The 20,694-nt window shown below is 37.5% G+C and carries 14 protein-coding genes; 13 read left to right on the top strand and 1 reads right to left on the bottom strand.

Going from position 1 to position 20,694, the window contains the following annotated elements; all coding sequences use genetic code 11:
* Positions 1–60: 60 nt before the first annotated feature.
* On the bottom strand, positions 61–2,628 hold the full coding sequence (locus ODR02_RS08670; protein WP_309512147.1) for an FtsK/SpoIIIE family DNA translocase: 2,568 nt from the start codon (positions 2,626–2,628) through the stop codon (positions 61–63).
* Positions 2,629–3,003: 375 nt separating this feature from the next.
* On the opposite strand from ODR02_RS08670, the gene ODR02_RS08665 reads away from it, so the two are divergent.
* The 13 genes from ODR02_RS08665 (at position 3,004) to ODR02_RS08605 (ending at position 20,614) form a co-directional block, all read left to right on the top strand.
* Positions 3,004–3,639 (top strand): cysteine hydrolase family protein, encoded by a 636-nt coding sequence (locus tag ODR02_RS08665; RefSeq protein ID WP_309512146.1) that lies wholly within the window; start codon positions 3,004–3,006, stop codon positions 3,637–3,639.
* Positions 3,640–4,010: 371 nt separating this feature from the next.
* Entirely contained in the window at positions 4,011–4,586 is a 576-nt protein-coding gene (locus ODR02_RS08660; protein WP_309512145.1) for a Crp/Fnr family transcriptional regulator, read from the top strand.
* Positions 4,587–4,880: 294 nt separating this feature from the next.
* A complete protein-coding gene (gene ccsA / locus ODR02_RS08655) occupies positions 4,881–8,150 on the top strand; it encodes a cytochrome c biogenesis protein CcsA (protein ID WP_209784631.1) in 3,270 nt (1,089 codons plus the stop codon).
* Between the two features lie 490 nt (positions 8,151–8,640).
* Positions 8,641–9,507 carry an SPFH domain-containing protein gene (locus ODR02_RS08650; RefSeq protein ID WP_105682509.1) on the top strand — a complete coding sequence of 289 codons (867 nt, stop codon included), beginning with the start codon at positions 8,641–8,643 and terminating at the stop codon, positions 9,505–9,507.
* An 81-nt stretch (positions 9,508–9,588) separates the two neighbouring features.
* Complete coding sequence (locus ODR02_RS08645) at positions 9,589–9,777, top strand: Arc family DNA binding domain-containing protein (RefSeq protein WP_209784630.1); 189 nt, start codon at positions 9,589–9,591, stop codon at positions 9,775–9,777.
* Positions 9,778–10,252: 475 nt separating this feature from the next.
* Positions 10,253–11,803 carry an L-piperidine-6-carboxylate dehydrogenase gene (gene amaB, locus ODR02_RS08640; protein ID WP_209784629.1) on the top strand — a complete coding sequence of 517 codons (1,551 nt, stop codon included), beginning with the start codon at positions 10,253–10,255 and terminating at the stop codon, positions 11,801–11,803.
* Positions 11,804–11,917: 114 nt separating this feature from the next.
* Positions 11,918–13,243 (top strand): L-lysine 6-transaminase, encoded by a 1,326-nt coding sequence (lat, locus tag ODR02_RS08635; protein WP_209784628.1) that lies wholly within the window; start codon positions 11,918–11,920, stop codon positions 13,241–13,243.
* 61 nt (positions 13,244–13,304) lie between these two features.
* A complete protein-coding gene (locus ODR02_RS08630) occupies positions 13,305–13,535 on the top strand; it encodes a DUF2007 domain-containing protein (RefSeq protein WP_209784627.1) in 231 nt (76 codons plus the stop codon).
* Between the two features lie 151 nt (positions 13,536–13,686).
* Complete coding sequence (locus tag ODR02_RS08625) at positions 13,687–14,199, top strand: GNAT family N-acetyltransferase (protein ID WP_105682505.1); 513 nt, start codon at positions 13,687–13,689, stop codon at positions 14,197–14,199.
* A 117-nt stretch (positions 14,200–14,316) separates the two neighbouring features.
* Positions 14,317–14,772, top strand: a complete 456-nt coding sequence (locus tag ODR02_RS08620) for a transcriptional regulator (protein WP_065394571.1) — start codon at positions 14,317–14,319, stop codon at positions 14,770–14,772.
* A 1-nt stretch (position 14,773) separates the two neighbouring features.
* Positions 14,774–15,961 (top strand): efflux RND transporter periplasmic adaptor subunit, encoded by a 1,188-nt coding sequence (locus tag ODR02_RS08615; RefSeq protein ID WP_309512144.1) that lies wholly within the window; start codon positions 14,774–14,776, stop codon positions 15,959–15,961.
* Positions 15,961–19,107: an efflux RND transporter permease subunit gene (locus ODR02_RS08610; protein WP_309512143.1), complete on the top strand. Its 3,147-nt coding sequence runs from the start codon at positions 15,961–15,963 to the stop codon at positions 19,105–19,107. The genes ODR02_RS08615 and ODR02_RS08610 overlap by 1 nt, the downstream gene beginning before the upstream one ends.
* Before the next feature lie 91 nt (positions 19,108–19,198).
* The gene (locus tag ODR02_RS08605; protein ID WP_209784624.1) at positions 19,199–20,614 is read left to right on the top strand and encodes an efflux transporter outer membrane subunit; all 1,416 of its coding nucleotides are present in this window, start codon (positions 19,199–19,201) and stop codon (positions 20,612–20,614) included.
* Positions 20,615–20,694: the final 80 nt, after the last annotated feature.

The following is a 20,694-nucleotide window of genomic DNA, read 5'->3' as shown; positions in this document are numbered from 1 at the left end:
TTATTTAATAATCTTTAGACATTTTTAATTTTGAAAGGTTAAATCATTCAATTTTTTCCTTTAATTACGCAGATCTTCCAAAAACTGTTCCAAAGAATGAAGGTCACTGATCAGAACTTCTCTTGCCTTAGCTCCGTTGAAACCTCCTACAATACCACTTGCTTCAAGCTGATCCATAATTCTTCCGGCTCTGTTATATCCCAGTTTCAATTGTCTCTGAAGCATCGATGTAGATCCCTGCTGTGTAGAAACGATGATCCTTGCTGCTTCTTCAAATAAAGCATCCTTTTCGTTCGGGTCAAAAGTACCTACTGTACTTGTAGAGTCTTCGGAAACATATTCAGGAAGCAATAACGCTGAAGCATAGCCTTTCTGCTCTCCGATAAATTCTGCCAGTCTTTCCACTTCCGGAGTATCTACGAAAGCACACTGAAGTCTTAAGATCTCGTTTCCGTTGAAATAAAGCATATCCCCTTTACCAATCAGCTGATCTGCACCTGGCGAATCTAGAATGGTTCTGGAGTCTACACTGGAAATTACCCTGAAGGCAGCTCTCGCCGGGAAGTTGGCCTTGATCATACCCGTAATTACGTTCACGGATGGTCTTTGTGTGGCAACAATAAGGTGAATCCCTACGGCTCTTGCAAGCTGAGCAAGTCTGGCAATGGGTAATTCAACTTCTTTTCCTGCGGTCATGATCAAATCTGCAAACTCATCTACTACCAATACAATATAAGGTAAGTAACGGTGACCGTTTTCAGGATTTAATTTTCTCTCGGTAAATTTCTTATTGTATTCTTTTAAGTTTTTACAGAAAGCATTTTTAAGAAGATCATATCGTGTATCCATTTCAATACAAAGAGAGTTCAGTGTATTGATTACTTTATTGGTATCCGTAATGATTGCTTCTTCAGCATCCGGTAATTTTGCCAGATAGTGTCTTTCAATTTTTGAGTATAATGAAAGTTCCACTTTCTTAGGATCTACCATGACGAACTTCAGTTCGCTTGGGTGTTTTTTGTAAAGTAGAGAGGTAAGAATTGCATTAATACCCACAGATTTCCCCTGACCTGTAGCTCCCGCCATCAATAAGTGAGGCATTTTTGAAAGATCGGCCATGAAGATTTCGTTGGAAATAGTCTTTCCGAAAACTACCGGAAGATCCATATCCGTATTCTGGAATTTCTGAGAAGCAATCACAGAACGCATGGAAACCATGGTAGGATTTTTTCTTGGCACTTCAATACCGATAGTTCCTTTTCCAGGCATTGGAGCAATAATTCTGATCCCTAATGCAGAAAGGTTCAGTGCGATATCATCCTGTAGTTTTTTTATGGCTGCTACTCTGATTCCTGCTTCAGGAACAATTTCGTACAGCGTAACAGTAGGACCAATTGTTGCCTTGATCTCTGCAATTCCAACGTTGAAATTCTTAAGAAGTCCAACAATCTTATTTTTATTTTCTTCTAATTCTTCCTTATTGATAGAAATTTCTTCATTTCCATAATCTTTCAGTAATTCTACAGGCGGCATCTGGAAATTGGGCAGATCAAGCTTATGGTCATACAATCCGTGCTTTTCTACAAGTTCCTGAGACTTTTTATCAGAATCGTCCAAAACATCAATTACCTGAGCTACTTCTACATTGAATTTAATGTTTTCCTGTGCAGGTGCGGGAGTTGCCACTGGAGACGGAGCAGATGGTCTGATGTCAAATGCTTCCTCCGGACTGGAAACCGGAACAATGGGTTTTGCAGAAAGGTTTAAACTTACCGGTTGGGAAACATCCCTCGGTTCTGCTTCAAAAGAAGTATGGTTGGGAGTAGTAATCGTTTCTATCTCGCTTGAAACCGGAACTTCAGGAAATCCTTTCGGAGTGCTTACCGGTTCTGGTTCTTTCATTGTATTAATCGGATTATTGGCAGAGTGGTTTGTAACATCAGTTACTGTAACTCTGGATGCTGTTTCCTCTGCTTCTTCTTTCAATTCCTCATCGGCCTCGAAATCATCATTAGAGTCCGGCATCATAGATTTTACTTTTCCAATAGTATTTTCATTGATCTTATCCAGTTTTGCTTTGATAGAGCTTGGACGAAGATTAAATTCAAGAATAAAATATAAAAGGATACTGGCCACGAGAACGGTCCACAAACCTACCGTTCCAATAATAGAGTTAAGGTAATCCATGATCTGATATCCGTACACACCTCCTAAAACCCCTTGTCCTTTAGTAAGTGCTCCCATAAAGATAGGAAGCCAGCAGATAAAAAATAAAGAATGACCAATAGTTTTCCAGGGCTTAAAGATCTTCTTTTTCAGGATCAGTGTACCCACAACAAGAAGTAAAAAAGCGATGATAAATGAAGCAATCCCAATACTTTCAAAAATAAAAATATTCCCAAGCCAATCACCTACCTTGCCAAAGATATTTGAAGATTTTATACTCTTGTCAAGCATCGTTCCAGCCTGGCTTTGATCTGCCTTCCAGTTCATCAGATAAGAGACGAATGAGAATGCAAGAACAGCCGATAAAAGTATAAAAGTAAGCCCGAAAAAAATACGTGGCTTAGATAAGATTCTGCCTTTTTCAGGCGATTCAGTCGGTTTTTTTTGTGTCTTTTTATCCATAATATCAATGTCGCAAATTTAATGTTTTATTCAACACTAAATGAATCTTTTTTATCCAAAAAACATTTTGGTAATCCCGCTTTTATAAAGGTTATTTAAATTTTTCCCCTTAAAAATATTTTCTTTTACAGTACAATAAAATAAGGCTATTTTTTTTGCTTATCCAAATCTGATACCGTTAAATTATATTAACGGATTAATATTTATATTCTTTAAAAAAGATAATAAAATTTCTTATTTAAATTGATGTAAATGAAAAAAAGTAGCAATATTCAAAATTTGATGGATATTATAATATATCAGTGGTGTTTTTTTGAACTAGTTCAAAGGTCAGGAGGAGAAGCCTGTGTAATTTTGACCTATAAAATTTGAGACATGAAAAATACATTCAAAACTATTCTGACTCTAGGTCTGATAATAATTTCACTGATTACAATGAACGCACAAAAACAAAAAATGGAAAACACAGCACTATTAATTATCGATGTACAAAACGATTATTTCCCGGGAGGAAAAATGATGTTGGAAAATGCCGAACATGCTGGAGAAAACACCCGGAAAGTTTTAGAGTATTTCAGGAAAAATAATCTTCCTGTTATTCATATTCAGCATATTTCTACCAATGATGGAGCTACTTTTTTTCTTCCGGATACGGAGGGTGCTAAAATCAATCCTAGGGTTTTACCTCGCGAAGATGAAAAAATAATTATTAAACATTTCCCCAACAGCTTCAGAGAAACGGATCTGATGGATTATCTTCGGTCAAAGGAAATCAAAAATCTGGTGATCACAGGGATGATGACGGATGTTTGTGTAGAGGCAACTACCAGAGCTGCTTTTGATTTTGGGTTTACGAATACAATTATCGGAGATGCAACAGCAACCAGAAACCGGGAGTTGAATGGGGAAGTGGTGAAGGCGGCAGAAGTACAAAGGGCTACTTTGGCCGGAGTATCTGCTCTTGGAAATCTTTATGCACGGGTCATAAATACTCATGAACTTTTAAAATAAGCTATCGGGGAAATGGAAAGGCACAAAGATTTTTTGATAATCTTATAGGTAATCATTTGAAAAATCAGCTCAATCTGTGAGAAAATAAAATATTAAAAACGCAAAGACGCAAAGATTTTTTTTGAAATATAAGCGGTTTTTAGGTCGCAAAGATTTTATCTCCGATAAAATTTAAAACAGTTCAACTTGCTGAAAATCTTCGATTTTCTTGCGCCTAAAAGATAATTACAATGTATTATGAGCTTTTTGCGCCTTTGCGTTTACCCAATAAAAATTGGAGCTCTACTGCTTAGTACAACAATAACTTAACATAACTTAATTTTATAAAGGTGTCAATAATTTTGATACCTTTATTTGACTTAAACAAAATAATGTCCGATTTACTTCTTAAAAATATCAGTCAATATATCAACCTTTCGGAAGAGGATTTTAAACAGTTTGTAAAGCCATTTGAATACAAAAAGTTTAAAAAGAAAGAAGTTGTTCTCAAAGAAGGAGATTGCTGCCTCTTCGAAGGATTTGTTCTGAATGGTTGTTTCAAAATCTATTACCTGAATGAAAAAGGATTTGAGCAGACTTTATATTTTGCTGTGGAAGGCTGGTGGATTACCGATATAGACAGCCTTATCAATAATGTTCCGAGCATTTTGAATATTGAAGCCCTGGAAGACAGTGAAGTTTTGATGATTGCTAAAAAAGATAAAGAATATCTGTACGAAACAATGCCACAGATAGAAAAGCTTTTCAGGATCATGAATCAAAAATCTTCGGTAGCCCTGCAAAGAAGAATTCTTTCATTAACTGGCAAAACAGCAGATAAACGGTATCTTGAATTCCTTGAAAAATATCCGGGACTCGAACAGAAGCTTACCCAGCAGCAGGTTGCTTCTTATCTGGGAATTACTCATGAATTTTTAAGCAAAATCAGAAAAAAAGTACCATTGTAGAAATTGTTTTATTGTCTTTTCTTTTTCTGAAAAAACACAATTGACATTTGTTGTTTGATAATCAGATGATTAGTCGTTATTGTTCTATTTTTGAATAGAAGTCTTCAATCATTGAGATAGGTATTATAAATCTGTATTCAGTTGATTTCCGGAATTGAATTTTTCCCAATGTTTTCAGGCTTATTAAGAATGTTTCAAAATAAGCAAAACCGAGGCCAAAGTGATAAAAAACAGCTTTTTTTAAGCTCTTTGTAGTTTATCATGCTTATTTTTGCATGTCAAGTACAATAAATCATGAAGAAGCTCCAAGATATTCTTATCTCAACCAGGACAATGGCTGTATTGTTGCTGGTGTACGCATTCGCGATGGCTTATGCAACGTTCTTAGAAAACGACTACGGAACTCCTACAGCAAAAGCATTAATTTATGAGGCTAAATGGTTCGAACTGATCATGGTCTTACTGATTCTCAATTTCATAGGAAATATTGGAAGATACAGGTTGTGGAAGAAAGATAAGTGGCCGGTTCTTGTTTTCCACCTTGCCTTTATTTTTATTTTTATCGGTGGTGCCATCACCAGATATATCAGTTTTGAAGGACAAATGCACATCAGAGAAGGTGAAACATCCAACGAAATCGTAACCGATAAAAATTTCTTTAAAATTCAGATCGAAGAAAAAGGTGATGTGCTGAACTATCAGGATGTTCCTTATCTGATGTCTCCGTTACACAAAGATTTCAATGCAACCTATGACTTCCACGGAAAAGAAGTGAAAGTGTCTGCAAAGGAATACATTCAAAGAAAAAAAGACAGCCTTGTCGCTGAGCCAAACGGTGCTGAGTATCTTCATTTGGTTTCTACCGGAAATACAGGAAGACAAAATATTTACATCAAACCGGGGGAAACAAAATCCATCAACGGAACTTTGGTGACATTCAACAGAGCGATTGAAGGCGCAGTGGAATTCAAAAACGAAGGAGGAAAATTATTCATTAAAACTCCTGTTGATGCAAGCTATATGACCATGGCGACTCAGGCTACAGGAAGTACAGCGAAAGATCAATTCCAGCCTTTGGCATTAAGAAGTTTATATACGATCAACGAACTGAAACTGGTAGTTCCTGAAGGTCTTAAAAAAGGAAGACTGATGGCTATTGAAGGAGACAGAAAGAAAGATGCTAATGTTCCGGATATGCTTCAGATTGAGCTTCAGGGACCAAAAACAAAACAAATTGTAGACCTTTCTGTTGAAAAAGGAAACCCAAATGCTTACAAGCAGGTGACTATGGATGGATTAAACATTATGGTAGGTTTCGGACCAAAAGTATACAACACACCTTTCGCTCTGAAATTAGATGATTTCGTAATGGAAACTTATCCTGGAAGTTCATCTCCAAGTGCTTACGAAAGCCATGTGAAAATCATTGATGAAGGTAAAGAAACTCCTTATAAAATTTATATGAACCACGTTCTTAACCATAAAGGATATCGTTTCTTCCAGTCTAGTTTTGATCCGGACAGAATGGGAACTGTTCTTTCTGTAAACCACGATTACTGGGGAACTCTGATTTCCTATATCGGATACGGACTTTTATTCTTAGGAATGTTTGTGATTTTCTTCTGGAAAGGAACTCACTTCTGGAAACTGAATAAAATGCTGACTGATGTTAACAAAAAGAAAGCAGCAGCAGTACTTTTACTATTCTTAAGTTTAGGGTTAAATGCTCAAAAAATTGAAACTCATGGAACAACTGATGGAAGCAGAGAACACATTCATGTAGAAGGAGACAACCATTCTCATGCTCCAGCTCCGTCTGCCCAGCCGCTTGACGGTGCTGCTCCAAAGCAGAACTCTTTGGCAACGCCAATGGGTAAAATGAGATCTATTTCTCCGGATGAGATCATTGCAAGAAACAAAATCAGCAAAGAGCATGCGGATAAATTCGGATACCTTCTGGTACAAAGTTTTGAAGGAAGAATTGTTCCTATCAACACAGAAGCATTAGATGTTTTAAGAAAATTATACAAAAAAGACGAATTCAAAGGAACAGACGGAAAGTCTCTTACAGCTAACCAGTGGTTCCTTTCTATCAATACAGACACACCAAGCTGGACGATGGTTCCTATGATCAAAGTGGGACCTAAAGGTGGTGATGAACTGAAAAATAAAACCAAAGCAAACGAAGACGGGTATACTTCATTAATGAACCTTTTCCCGGCAGATGCAAACGGTAATCTTACCTATATTCTGGAGCACGATTACAATACTGCATTCCGTAAAAAACCAGCTGAACAAACGAATTATGATAAAGAAGTAATTGCTGTAAACGAAAGAGTGCAGATCTTCAACGAATTCTTCAGCGGTCAGTTTATGAGAATTGTTCCTGTGAAGAATGATGCTAATCACACGTGGCATTCATGGTTAGACCAGAAATTCGAACCGGATATGGAATCTCAGCAGGTAATGGGTCCTTATTTTGCAGAAGCTCTTACAGCACAGAAAACAGGGGACTGGAGCAAAGCAGATACAGAATTGGCGAAGCTTTCAGAATACCAGCAGAAATGGGGTAAAGCTGTTGTTCCTGCTAAATCTAAAGTTGATCTTGAGGTTTTCATGAATAAAGCAGATATTAACTTTAAACTGTTGATTTTCTATACTATTATTGGAGGACTTCTTTTAATCTTAGGATTTGTTGAGCTGTTTAAATCTAATAAAGTATTAAATAAAGTAATTAAAGTAATCATCGCGGTTGGTTTAGTAGGATATCTGTGTCATTTCTTAGGACTTGTCGCAAGATGGTATATCTCAGGACACGCACCGTGGAGTAACGGATACGAAGCGATTATCTTTATCTCATGGGTAGGTATTACTGCTGGTTTATTACTATATAGAAACTCAAACGCATTAATTCCTGCAGCCGGATTTATGGTAGCAGTGATTATGATGGGATTTGCTCACGGAGGTTCAGCTCTTGATCCGCAGATTACACCGCTTGTTCCGGTATTGAAATCATATTGGTTAATTGTTCACGTAGCAATTATTACCTCCAGTTATGGATTCTTCGCACTGTCGATGATCATTGCAGTGATCTCATTGGTATTCTATATTATATCCAATAAAGAAACTTATAAAATTCACCATGATACTACATTGAAGGAATTGGTAATCGTTTCTGAAATGTCATTAACCATAGGATTGTTTGCTTTAACTGTAGGAAACTTCTTAGGAGGAATCTGGGCAAACGAATCATGGGGAAGATACTGGAGCTGGGACCCGAAAGAAACATGGGCTTTCATCTCTATCATGGTGTACGCGTTTGTATTGCACATGAGATTAGTACCTGGATTGAGAAGCAGATGGGCATTCCACGTAGCAACGATGTTTGCGTTCTGCTCAATGGTAATGACTTACTTTGGGGTAAACTATTACCTAAGCGGACTTCACTCGTATGCAGCAGGAGATCCGGTACCAGTACCGGCATGGGTATACATTGGAGTAGGTACAATGATCCTTTTATCAGCGGTTTCTTATATCAAGTTTAAAGCTTTAACGAAGAAATAAAAGATTGAACATATCAATTAAAATCCCGGAATTTACTTTCCGGGATTTTTTTATTTCTGTTGTTTCTGACTTTGGGATGAGTTGTTTTAACGCTATGTTCGCAATGATGTATATTATGATGAAAGAACGTTCGCAAAGGCGTTTCACTCAGCAAGAGAAGAAGTGTTTATTTAAGCTGAAAGTGTTGTAAAATGTAAAGAACTTGTGTTCTTATAAACGCTATGGTTCGCAATGATTTTGTTGATGAGTTGTCGTTCGCAAAGGCGTTTCACTAAGCAAAGAAACTACTGGTCGCAGCTAAACGAAGTGGCTTTGCGAACAAAAATATAATGCATCCTAATAAATTAACCTCGTGAACTTTGCGTCAGTTAAAAATACCCGAATCCCGAAATCTGCAGCTCATTCAAAAAACTCAAAATTTATCATTCATAATTCAAAATTCATTAGTATCTTTATGATATCAAAATAATATCAAATTAAAAATTCAATCATGGAAAAAACATTAAAACCCATGTCGGGTTATCTTACACTGGTCATCTGCCTTGCTCTGTTTGTTGCAGCAGTTTACTTCTTTGTTAGTGGAGTAGATCAAAGTATCGTCTATGTGGCTATCGCTATGCTTTGTTTTCTTCTTTCGTGCTTTTTCTTAAAAGGGTTAATGATTATTCAGCCTAACCATTCAAGAGTGTTAAACTTTTTTGGAAAGTATGTAGGGAGTGTAAAAGAGAATGGGTTATTCTTTATCAATCCTTTGTATTCATCACAGAAAATATCTTTACGTTCTGAAAATTTACAAGGTCAGACTTTGAAAGTCAATGATAAAATGGGTAACCCTATTGAAATTGCCGTTGTAATCGTATGGAAAGTGGGAGATACTTACAAAGCTGCTTTTGATGTAGAGCGTTATTCAGACTTTGTAAAAATGCAGAGTGAAGCAGCTGTGAGACATTTAGCGATGAGCTTTCCTTATGATAATTTAGAAGATGATCATGCTCCGATTACATTGAGAGAGGGAGGTGATAAAATCAATTCTATTTTGGAACAGGAGCTTACAGATCGTCTTTCCAAAGCAGGAATTGTAATTCAGGAAGCAAGAATTTCGCACCTGGCTTATGCTTCGGAAATTGCGGGAGCAATGCTTCAGAGACAACAGGCTACAGCAATCGTTGCTGCAAGAACCAAAATTGTAGAAGGAGCTGTGGGAATGGTAGACCTTGCATTGAAAAAACTTTCAGAAGATAATATCGTTGAATTGGATGATGAAAGAAAAGCTGCAATGGTAAGCAATTTAATGGTAGTTCTTTGCGGTGAAAAAGCGGCAACTCCAATATTAAATGCAGGAACACTTTACAATTAAAAGTGAAAAATTAACAGTTAGATTTTAGTGAAGATATTTCTGCGCTAAAATAGTTAGAAATAATGTTAGAGAATTTAGAAAATGAAATCAGAAAAAGCTCAGAACTCTTCGGAAAGCAAAGGTAAAAAATCCTTTGTGATAAGGATAGATGAGTCTACTTATAAACTTCTTGAAAAGTGGGCCAATGATGAATTCAGAAGTGTGAACGGACAGATAGAATTCCTGTTGCATCAGAGCCTTGTCAACGCAGGGAGGAAGAAGAAAGAGTAGTTTAAAAGGGTGGATCAAACAGGGAAAATAACCTTTTTGGGAAATACTCGCACAGAAATCGAATATTTTTCCCCTTTTTAAAATTACAGAAAGTATAAAAAAGACCTCCTTTTTTAGCTTTTCAATAAAGAAATAACAATTCAGTTAACCTTCGCCTAAAAAAGAAAGCAGAGAAATTTTCTCTGCTTTTTTATTGTATACAACTCTGGAGACTATCTGCTCCAACGTAGAATATAACGAGCCAAATCAAGCCTTTAATGGTAAAGAAAGCTAATCCTGCCCATCCCACACGCTTGAACCACTTTTTAAGCTTTGAGTTGTTTTCTTGTGAATTTTCCATTGGTGATTATCAAAAAGATTACTCTACAAAGATAAGCATGTTTATAATTAGTCCAAATAAAAAGCGTATTAAAAATTAAAGTTTTGAGGTTCACATAATATTTTTATCTTTAGAGAGAACGAAAAGTAAGATTTTATGTCAAAAAAAGTAAAGGATTTCGGAATCGAAAAAACGCTGAAAAATTTAGGTATTAAAGAAGAGAACAAAGGTACCTCAACAGGCGGGAAATATTTCGCTTCAGGAAAGGTGATAGAAAGCATTTCTCCTGTGGACGGAAAGTTGATCGCTAAAGTAAAAACTTCCGGAGAAAGTGATTATGACAAAGTAATTGAAACTGCTCAAAAGGCATTTCAGGAATTCAGGCTGATCCCGGCTCCCAAAAGAGGAGAGATCGTAAGACAGCTGGGCTTAAAATTAAGAGAATATAAAGATGACCTTGGTAAACTTGTTTCTTATGAAATGGGTAAATCATTGCAGGAAGGACTTGGTGAAGTTCAGGAGATGATTGACATCTGTGACTTTGCGGTAGGACTTTCAAGACAGCTTCAGGGGTACACCATGCACTCTGAAAGACCAGGACACAGAATGTATGAGCAATACCACCCGCTTGGAGTAGTAGGAATCATTACTGCATTCAATTTTCCGGTGGCTGTATGGTCTTGGAATACAGCTTTAGCATGGATCTGTGGTAATGTTACCATCTGGAAGCCGTCTGAAAAAACACCACTTTGTGCTATTGCATGCCAGAATATCATGATGGAAGTTCTGAAGGAAAATAACCTTCCTGAAGGTATTTCAAGTGTATTGGTATCAGACCACGAAATCGGACAGAAATTAGTAGATGATAAAAGAGTAGCGCTGGTATCTTTCACAGGATCTACAAGAGTAGGAAGAATGGTTTCTTCGAAAGTAGCAGAAAGATTCGGGAAGTCTATTCTTGAATTAGGAGGAAACAATGCGATTATCATTACTAAAGAAGCTGATATCGACATGTCAATCATCGGAGCTGTTTTCGGAGCGGTAGGAACTGCAGGACAGAGATGTACTTCAACAAGAAGACTGATCATCCACGAAAGTGTTTACAATGAAGTGAAAACAAGATTAACAAAAGCTTACGGGCAGCTGAAAATCGGAAATCCATTGGATGAAAACAACCATGTAGGACCACTTATTGATACGGATGCTGTAAACCAGTACGAAGAAGCGATCAAAAAATGTAAAAAAGAAGGCGGGAAATTCGTTGTTGAAGGTGGCGTTTTAACAGGAAAAGATTACGAATCCGGATGCTATGTAAAGCCTTGTGTAGCAGAAGTGAAAAACTCTTATGAGATTGTTCAGCACGAAACTTTCGCACCTATCTTATATCTTATCAAATACAAAACATTAGAAGAAGCTATCGCTATTCAGAATGATGTTCCTCAGGGATTATCTTCTGCTATCATGACTCAGAACCTGAGAGAAGCAGAGTTATTCCTTTCCCATGCTGGTTCAGACTGTGGTATTGCCAACGTAAATATCGGAACTTCCGGTGCTGAAATTGGTGGAGCTTTCGGGGGTGAAAAAGAAACCGGAGGAGGAAGAGAATCAGGATCTGATGCCTGGAAGTATTATATGAGAAGACAAACCAATACTATAAATTATACCGCGCAACTTCCTTTAGCACAAGGTATTAAATTCGATTTATAAAAGCTTTACTTAAAGCACTTAAAAAACAAAAAAAATTAATAACCTGAATGGTTACATGTTTCATTCTTTGAGCCATTTGAACATTCACTTATTAAATCACACTACAAATTTATTATGGAACACACATTAGATATAAAAGCAAATAAAGTAAAAGAAACAGTAGGAAGACATGTTCTTGCAGACGGTTTCGATTTTGTGATGGACATTGAAAAATCACACGGATCATGGCTTTATGATAAATTGACAGACAGAGAATACCTGGATATGTTCTCTATGTTTGCATCAGCATCCATCGGATACAATCACCCTTATCTTGTAGAAAGATCAGAGTGGTTAGGAAGAATGGCTGTAAACAAACCTACTTTGGCTGACGTTTACTCAGAAGAATACGCTCATTTCCTTGAAGTATTCGAAAGAGTGGTTATCCCGGAAGAATTACAATATGCGTTCTTTATCGAAGGAGGAACTATGGGCGTTGAAAATGCTATGAAGGCTTGCTTCGACTGGAAAACCCGCAAAAACTTTGCAAAAGGACTGGAAACGGAAGCAGGAATTTGTATCCATTTCAAACAGGCTTTCCATGGAAGAAGCGGTTATACTTTAAGCTTAACCAATACTTCTGACCCAAGAAAATACCAATATTTCCCAATGTTCAACTGGCCGAGAATTTTAAATCCAAAATTAAAATTCCCGATTACAGAAGAGAACCTTGAAGAAACCATCAAAAATGAAAACCTTGCGCTGCTTCAGATTGAAGAGGCTATTCTGATGAACCCTGATAAAGTGGCTTGTATCATCATTGAACCTATTCAGGCTGAAGGAGGTGACAATCATTTCAGAGATGAATTCTTATTAGGATTAAGAAGAATCTGTGATGACAACGAAATCTTACTTATTTTTGATGAAGTTCAGACAGGTATTGCCATTACAGGGAAAATGTGGGCTTTCCAGCATTTTACAGCAAAACCGGATATCATTTCTTTCGGGAAAAAAGCTCAGGTTTGTGGTGTTTTGGCCAACAAAGAGAAGTTTGATGAAGTTCCAAACAATGTTTTCAGAGAAAGTTCAAGAATCAATTCTACATTTGGAGGAAACTTTATTGATATGCTTCGTTTCCAACTGGTAATGGAAGTTATCGAAAAAGAAAACCTTGTGGAGAATGCAAGAGTAGTTGGAGATTTCTTATTAGAAAGCTTAAAAGCCATGGCTGAAAAGTATCCTGAAAAAATTTCAAATGCAAGAGGAAGAGGTTTAATGTGTGCTATTGATCTTCCAACTGCAGAGCAGAGAAATCACCTGATGAATGAGCTTTTTAACGATGGATTGATTATTCTTCCTTGTGGAGATCAGTCTCTTCGTTTCAGACCTCATCTGAATGTTACTAAAGAAGAAATCCAACTTGCTTTAGATAAAATTGAAAACAAGATTAATAAAATTTAAAACCCGGTATTTGTAATTTTAAAAAATATATCGTATATTTAGATACTTAAACAGTTAGAATATGGAAAGAAGTACGAGAGTATCAGTTTATGTAAGTGATAATCCTTCAGAAATTCAGTTGGTTAAGTCTAAATTGGATGACGCTCAAATTACAAATACCGTTGAAAATAACTATCTTACATTTACTACAACCCCAACAGCTACTTCGCTGAAGGTAATGGTAGATTTGGAAGATGAAAAAAAAGCATTTGAAATTATTGATGCTTACCTTCAACAAAGTGAAAATCAATAAACAATTTCATAATTTTAAATTTTACTACTTCAAACCGAAAATTAATCTTATTAGTTTTCGGTTTTTTAATTAATTACAAACGATTAAAAAAAATTATTCTTGCAATTATTAGTTATTCTAATTTTTTAATTTTTAAATCAAATTTTACCACATGAATCCAGAGATTAAGCTAAGAAAAGCGGAAATTGAAGAAAGAAACATTATTTGGGAAATCATCCAGCAATCTATCGAAAGAAGAAGACAGGATGGAAGCACCCAATGGCAGAACGGATACCCTAATCTTGGAACCGTAGAAAGTGATATTGCCAAAGGATTCGGACATGTTCTGACGGTAGATGGAGAGATTGCTGTGTATGCAGCTTTGATTTTAAATGATGAACCTGCTTACAGTACTATTGAAGGCGCATGGCTGAGCGATGGTGAATTTGTAGTGGTTCACAGAGTTGCTGTAGATGAAAAATTTGCAGGACAGGGTATGGTGAAAAAGTTTTTTGACCATATCGAAGAATTTACAAAATCCCATGGAATTCAGAGTATTAAAGTAGATACGAACCATGACAATATTGCTATGTTGAAAATCCTTGAAGGCAGAGGTTATTCTTATTGTGGAGAAGTTCTTTTAAGAGACGGAATGAGAAAAGCTTTTGAGAAGATTATATTTTAAGCCAAAAGTTAAATCCTATTTCATTGAATTTTTAAAACGCCCTGTATTTATAAACTCTATCAGGTTTGTTCGTTTGGTTCTGAACTAATTTCTACTTTTGTTCAAAATTTTTATATTATGCACCAAAGTATAGAAATTGATGAGAAAATTTTTCAGGATGCCGTAAAATTCTATGGCACCGTGTTCAGCTTACCCCCTTTAGCATCGAAAATTTATTCCTACCTTCTTTTTGACTATGAGAAAGTAGGAATTACTTTTGACGAGTTTGTTGAAGTATTATCCGCCAGCAAAAGCTCTGTTTCCACCAGTATTTCTTTGCTGTTGAACGCCCAGCTTATTGTTGATCATAATAAGATGGATGAGCGCAAACGATATTTTTTCATCAATGATGAATACAAAAAAATACGATTCGAGAAAATTGTCCAAAAAATGCAGGACGAACTAAAACTATTAGATGATTTAAACAATTTTAAAAAAAGTAAAGACGATGGATACAATGAAAGAATAGAAGTTTACAAAGCACTCTTAAATAAAAACATAGAAAATATACAGGAATCTCTTAATAAACTATAAAATGAATAATAAGCTAGTTATACTTTCCCTTGCAGCGTTTTCACTAACTGCCTGCAAAAAAGAAGCTCCGAAGCAGGATGGTGCCAAGCCCTATCCGGTTGTTTCCGTGGAGTCGAAAAATATAGTGGGTTATCAGACGTTTCCGGCTACCATTCAGGGTAGGGTAAACAATGATGTACGTGCAAAAATACAGGGGTATATTACCCAGGTATTGGTAGATGAAGGACAATATGTTACCAAAGGGCAGCCTTTGTTCCGTCTGGAAACCAATATTCTGAATGAAAACGCCGCAGCTTCCAAAGCCGGAATCGGTGCTGCTGCATCCAGTGTTGCTGCTGCTCAGGCTTCTGTAAATGCTGCGCAGGTTGAAGTAAACAAACTAAAACCTCTGGTTCAGAAAAATATCATCAGTAACGTACAATTACAGACTGCTCAGGCTCAGTTGGCTCAGGCTCAGGCTCAGTTACAGCAGGCCAATGCTGCCAAAAGACAGGCTGAAGCCAATTATAAAGGAGTAGAAGCCAATATCGAATATTCCATCATTCGTGCACCTATTTCAGGGGTGATCGGAAGACTTCCTTTAAAAGTCGGAAGTTTGGTAGGACCATCTGATCAGACTCCTCTGACAACGATTTCTGATACTTCTGAGATTTTTGCTTATTTCGCAATGAATGAAAAGGCTTATTTTGATTTCCTTGAAAAAGCTCCTGGGGCTTCTATGTCTGAGAAAATCAAAAACTTACCAATGGTTGAACTGCAGTTAGCAAACGGAAGCCTATATCCTGAAAAAGGAAAAATTGAAGCCATTACCGGTCAGATTGATCCTACTACAGGAACCATTCAGTTCAGAGTTGCGTTCTCCAATGCTCAGAAATTATTGAGCAACGGTAACAGCGGAACCATCAGATTCCCTCAACGTTATGACAATGTTTTGGTAGTTCCTGAAAGTGCTACTTACGAACAACAAGGTATTGTTTATGTATACAAAGTAGAAAAAGGAGATATTGCAAGAAACGTTGTAATCAACGTTATTGACAGAATCGACAATATGGCTCTGATCAAATCAGGAGTTAATAAAGGCGAAACCGTCGTTGCAGCTGGTATCGGAGGTCTGAAACCGGGAACAGCAGTGAAGCCGAAGCCCATCAAAATGGATAGTCTTGTTCAATCAATAAAACCGAAATTCTAATGATAAAAAACTTTATTAACAGGCCGGTTTTATCTACCGTAATCTCAATTTTGATTGTGATTCTCGGTGTGCTAGGACTGATCTCGTTACCGGTTACACAGTATCCGGACATTGCACCTCCTACGGTGAGTGTTTCCGCAAACTATACGGGAGCCAACGCTGAGACGGTGATGAAAAGTGTAGTGGTGCCTTTGGAAGAGCAGATCAACGGGGTGGAAGGAATGGATTATATTACTTCCAGTGCCGGAAATGACGGTTCTGCCCAAATCCAGGTTTTCTTTAAACAAGGAATTGATCCGGATATTGCAGCGGTAAACGTACAGAACCGTGTCGCAAGAGCAACACCACTTCTTCCATCCGAAGTAACGAGATCGGGAGTTGTTACCCAGAAGCAGCAGACAAGTGCCCTGATGTATATGTCTTTCTATTCTGAAAATAAAGATCTGGATGACGTATATCTTCAGAACTTTTTGAATATTAATATTATTCCAAACCTGAAAAGGGTAAATGGTGTAGGGGATGCCAACGTTTTCGGAGGTAAAAACTACTCGATGAGAATCTGGCTGGACCCGGCAAAAATGGCAGCCTACAGTGTGACTCCTACGGATGTTACCAATGCTATCAACGAGCAGAGTAGAGAAGCGGCTGCAGGTTCAATCGGCCAGAACAGTGGAAGTTCTTTTGAATATATCATCAAATATGTAGGTAAATTCAACGATAAAGAACAGTATGATAATATCATCATTAAATCTCTTGCAAACGGACAAAACCTGATGCTGAAAGACGTTGCTAAGGTAGAACTCGCAGGTCAGTCTTACACGGGAATCGGGGAAAACGGAAACAATCCTTCCATCAGTATGGGGATTTTCCAGACTCCGGGATCCAATGCACAGGAGATTATTAAAAATATCAAAACTTATCTGAAATCGGCAGAAGGTACTTTCCCGAAAGGAATTAAATATACCTTTAACTTTGATACCAATGAATTCCTGGAAGCTTCTATTGAAAAGGTAGTTCATACCCTGATCGAAGCATTCATCTTAGTATTTATTGTTGTATATATTTTCCTTCAGGACTTCAGATCTACCCTGATCCCGGCTATTGCAGTTCCGGTATCTATTGTAGGGGCGTTCTTCTTCCTGAATCTTTTCGGATACTCATTAAACCTATTGACCCTTTTTGCATTGGTACTTGCCATTGGTATTGTGGTGGATGACGCCATTGTGGTCGTCGAGGCCGTCCATGCGAAGATGGAGCACGGTATTTCCGATGCGAAAAAAGCTACGGTGGAAGCGATGGATGAGATTACTGGGGCTATTATCTCTATTACCCTGGTAATGGCAGCGGTATTTATCCCTGTGACGTTTATTACGGGTCCTACTGGGGTATTCTACCAACAGTTTGGTATTACGCTGATCATTGCAATCATTATCTCAGCAATTAATGCATTAACGTTGAGCCCGGTTTTATGTTCATTATTCCTGAAACCTCACGAAGCGCATCATGCAGAGTACAAGAACTTAAACATTCTACAGAAATTTTTCTATAAGTTCAATATAGCTTTTAAAACTACAACTGAGCGTTACGGAAGAGGGTTTGTATTTCTGTTAAGACATAAATGGGTAACCCTTATTATTTTCGCTATTACCGGAGGTATTTTATTCTGGGCAAGCAGCAGTATGAAGAAAGGGTTTGTACCTACGGAAGACAGAGGAATTATCTTTACCGATGTTCAGCTTCCTCCGGGAGCCTCTATGGAAAGAACTTATAATGCATTGAAAACGCTTCAGGCTAAAGCATTGAAAGTTCCGGGAGTTCAGAATGTAACGATTTCTACAGGGAGAGGATTCTTGTCCGGAAACGGAAGTAACAACGGTCTTGCCTTTGTAAAGCTAAAACCATTCGAAGAAAGAAAAAAAGATGGTCAGACTTCTGAAGATATTACCAAAAAATTATTTGGAATTGTAGGATCTGTACCTGATGCAAAAGTGGTATTCTTCCAACCTCCAAGTGTACCAGGATTTGGTAACAGTGCCGGTTTTGAAATGGTATTGCTGGATAAATCAGGTGGAGAATATGCTGATCTGGATAATAAAACCAATGAATTCATCAGTAAGCTGATGCAGAGACCGGAAATTCAGTTTGCACAGACCTCTTTCAATACAAAATATCCTCAGTATCAGATGGAAATTAATGTTCCTCTGAGCAAGCAGCTTGGAGTTTCTGTAAATGATATTCTGGCAACCATGCAAGGGTATATCGGAGGTGTTTATACCGCTGACTTTACCAAGTATGGGAAACAGTTCAGAGTAATGGTACAGGCTCTTCCTGAAAACAGAAAGAATATTGAAAATCTGAACGAACTTTATATAAGAACAGGTTCAGGGATCATGTCTCCGATTTCACAGTTTGTAACATTGAAAAAAGCCTACGGACCACAATCTGTAAGCCGTTATAACCTGTTTACTTCAGTGAAAGTGACAGGAGCCAACTCTGACGGATACAGTTCCGGTGATGCTATTGCCGCTGTACAGCAGGTTGCTGAAGAAACGCTGAATCAAAACTATGCGGTAGAATTTACCGGGTTGACCAGGGAAGAATTAAATTCAGGATCTCAGACTCTTCTGATCTTCGGGTTGAGTTTGGTCTTTGTTTACTTTATTCTTTCTGCACAGTATGAAAGTTATATTCTTCCGCTGATTGTTGTAATTTCCCTTCCTCTTGGGGTAATGGGAGCTTATTTCGGGCAGAAGATAATGGGCTTGGAAAATAATATTTATTTCCAGATTGCCCTGATCATGCTCGTTGGGCTACTGGCGAAAAATGCAATCCTTATTGTTGAATTCGCTGTTCAGAGAAGGCATCATGGCGAAACGATTGTCATGTCAGCTATCAATGCAGCGAAAGCCAGAGTGAGACCAATTCTAATGACATCGTTTGCCTTTATCTTCGGTTTATTACCGTTAGTATTGGCCAGTGGAATTGGTGCAGTAGGTAACAGATCTATTGCAACAGGTGCAGCAATTGGACTATTGATAGGAACGGTTTTAGGATTATTTGTTATTCCGGTATTGTATGTCATCTTTGAAACATTACAGGAAAAAATTAAGCCTATCAAAAAAGAAGATATCAATTTAGCAGAATAAAATTAAGATTTAAGAAATTAGAAGTTAGACATTAGAGATGAGTCTAAAAACTAACTTCTAACTTCTAAACTCTAACTTCTAATTAAAAATAATGAAGAGTTTATTAAACATCATAAAAGGAATCACTTTTTCAGTGTTCATACTCGGAGCCATCTCATCTTGTATGGCAAGAAAAGAATATGAAAGACCGAAGAACGTTGTAGACGAAAAGCTGTTCCGTACAGATATGCTTCCTTCAGACAGTGCCAGTATCGCAGATATTTCATGGAAAGAAATATTTACTGATCCGATATTGCAGGGGCATATTTCTAAGGCGCTGGAAAACAATCTTGATATCAGAATTGCCCTGGAAAGTATTAATTCTGCAGAAGCTTATCTGAAGCAAAGCAAAGCGGCATATCAGCCCACACTTTCTGTAGGACCCAACTATACGTTTCAGACCCAGTCTATCAATACGCAGTTTGGACAGATTATCGGATCAAGACGTTATGTGAACCAGTTTGACATTACAGCCAGTATCGGATGGGAAGCTGATATCTGGGGGAAATTAAAAGCGCAGGAGAAAGCGCAGTTAGCGACTTATTTAGGTACTGTTGCTGCCCATAAAGCAGTAAAAAGCAGCCTTGTTTCATCCATTGCTTCTGCCTATTATCAGTTGCTTACTTTTGATGCCCAGAAGAAAATTATCACGGAAACCATCGCTGTACGTGAGAAAAACTTAGAAACTACAAAAGCGCTGAAGATTTCCGGAACAGTAACAGAAGTAGCCGTACAACAAAGCGAGGCGCTTGTTTTCAATGCCAAATCATTATTGATTGATATTGATACACAGATCCAGCTGCTTGAAAATACGATGAGCCTTTTAATGGGTGAGCCTTCTCATTCTATTGAAAGATCTACCCTGGAAGGACAAAAACTTCCGATTGATTTAAAACTGGGATATCCGACCCAGCTTCTGGCTAATCGTCCCGATGTAATGAGAGCAGAATTTAACTTAATGAATGCTTTCCAAATGACGAATGCAGCCAAAGCACAGTTTTATCCTACTTTAAAATTAACAGGGAGTGGAGGGCTTCAGTCTGTAGATATTGACCACTTATTCAGTGTAAATTCATTGTTTGCCAATGTAGTAGCAGGACTTGCCCAGCCAATTCTGAACAAGAGACAGATCCAGACCAACTATGACGTAAGTCTTGCCAATCAGGAAACGGCTTATCTGAACTTCAGAAAAACAGTGCTTACTGCCGGAAAAGAAGTTTCAGATGCTATCAGAGTTTTCTCTGTACAGGATTCATTTATTGAATTAAAACAGCATGAGTTGGATGCCTACAAAAAATCGGTTGACTATTCTCAGGAATTGGTAAACTATGGTATGGCCAACTATCTTGAAGTGTTGAACGCCAGTGTAAATTCATTGAATGCAGAATTGAACATTTCCAATGCAAGATACAGTAAAATGAAAGCTGCCGTAGAGCTTTATCAGGCTTTAGGCGGAGGCTGGAAGTAACCGTGTTTTGTAATATAATAGCATAAAAACGTATGTCAGTAATGGCATACGTTTTTTTATTTACAAACATCCAAAAGTTA

Source organism: Chryseobacterium sp. CFS2 (assembly GCF_036543225.1).
GTDB lineage: Bacteria > Bacteroidota > Bacteroidia > Flavobacteriales > Weeksellaceae > Chryseobacterium > Chryseobacterium culicis_A.
Note: the sequence above shows the minus strand (reverse complement) of the source record. Positions and strands in the feature narration are given on the sequence as shown.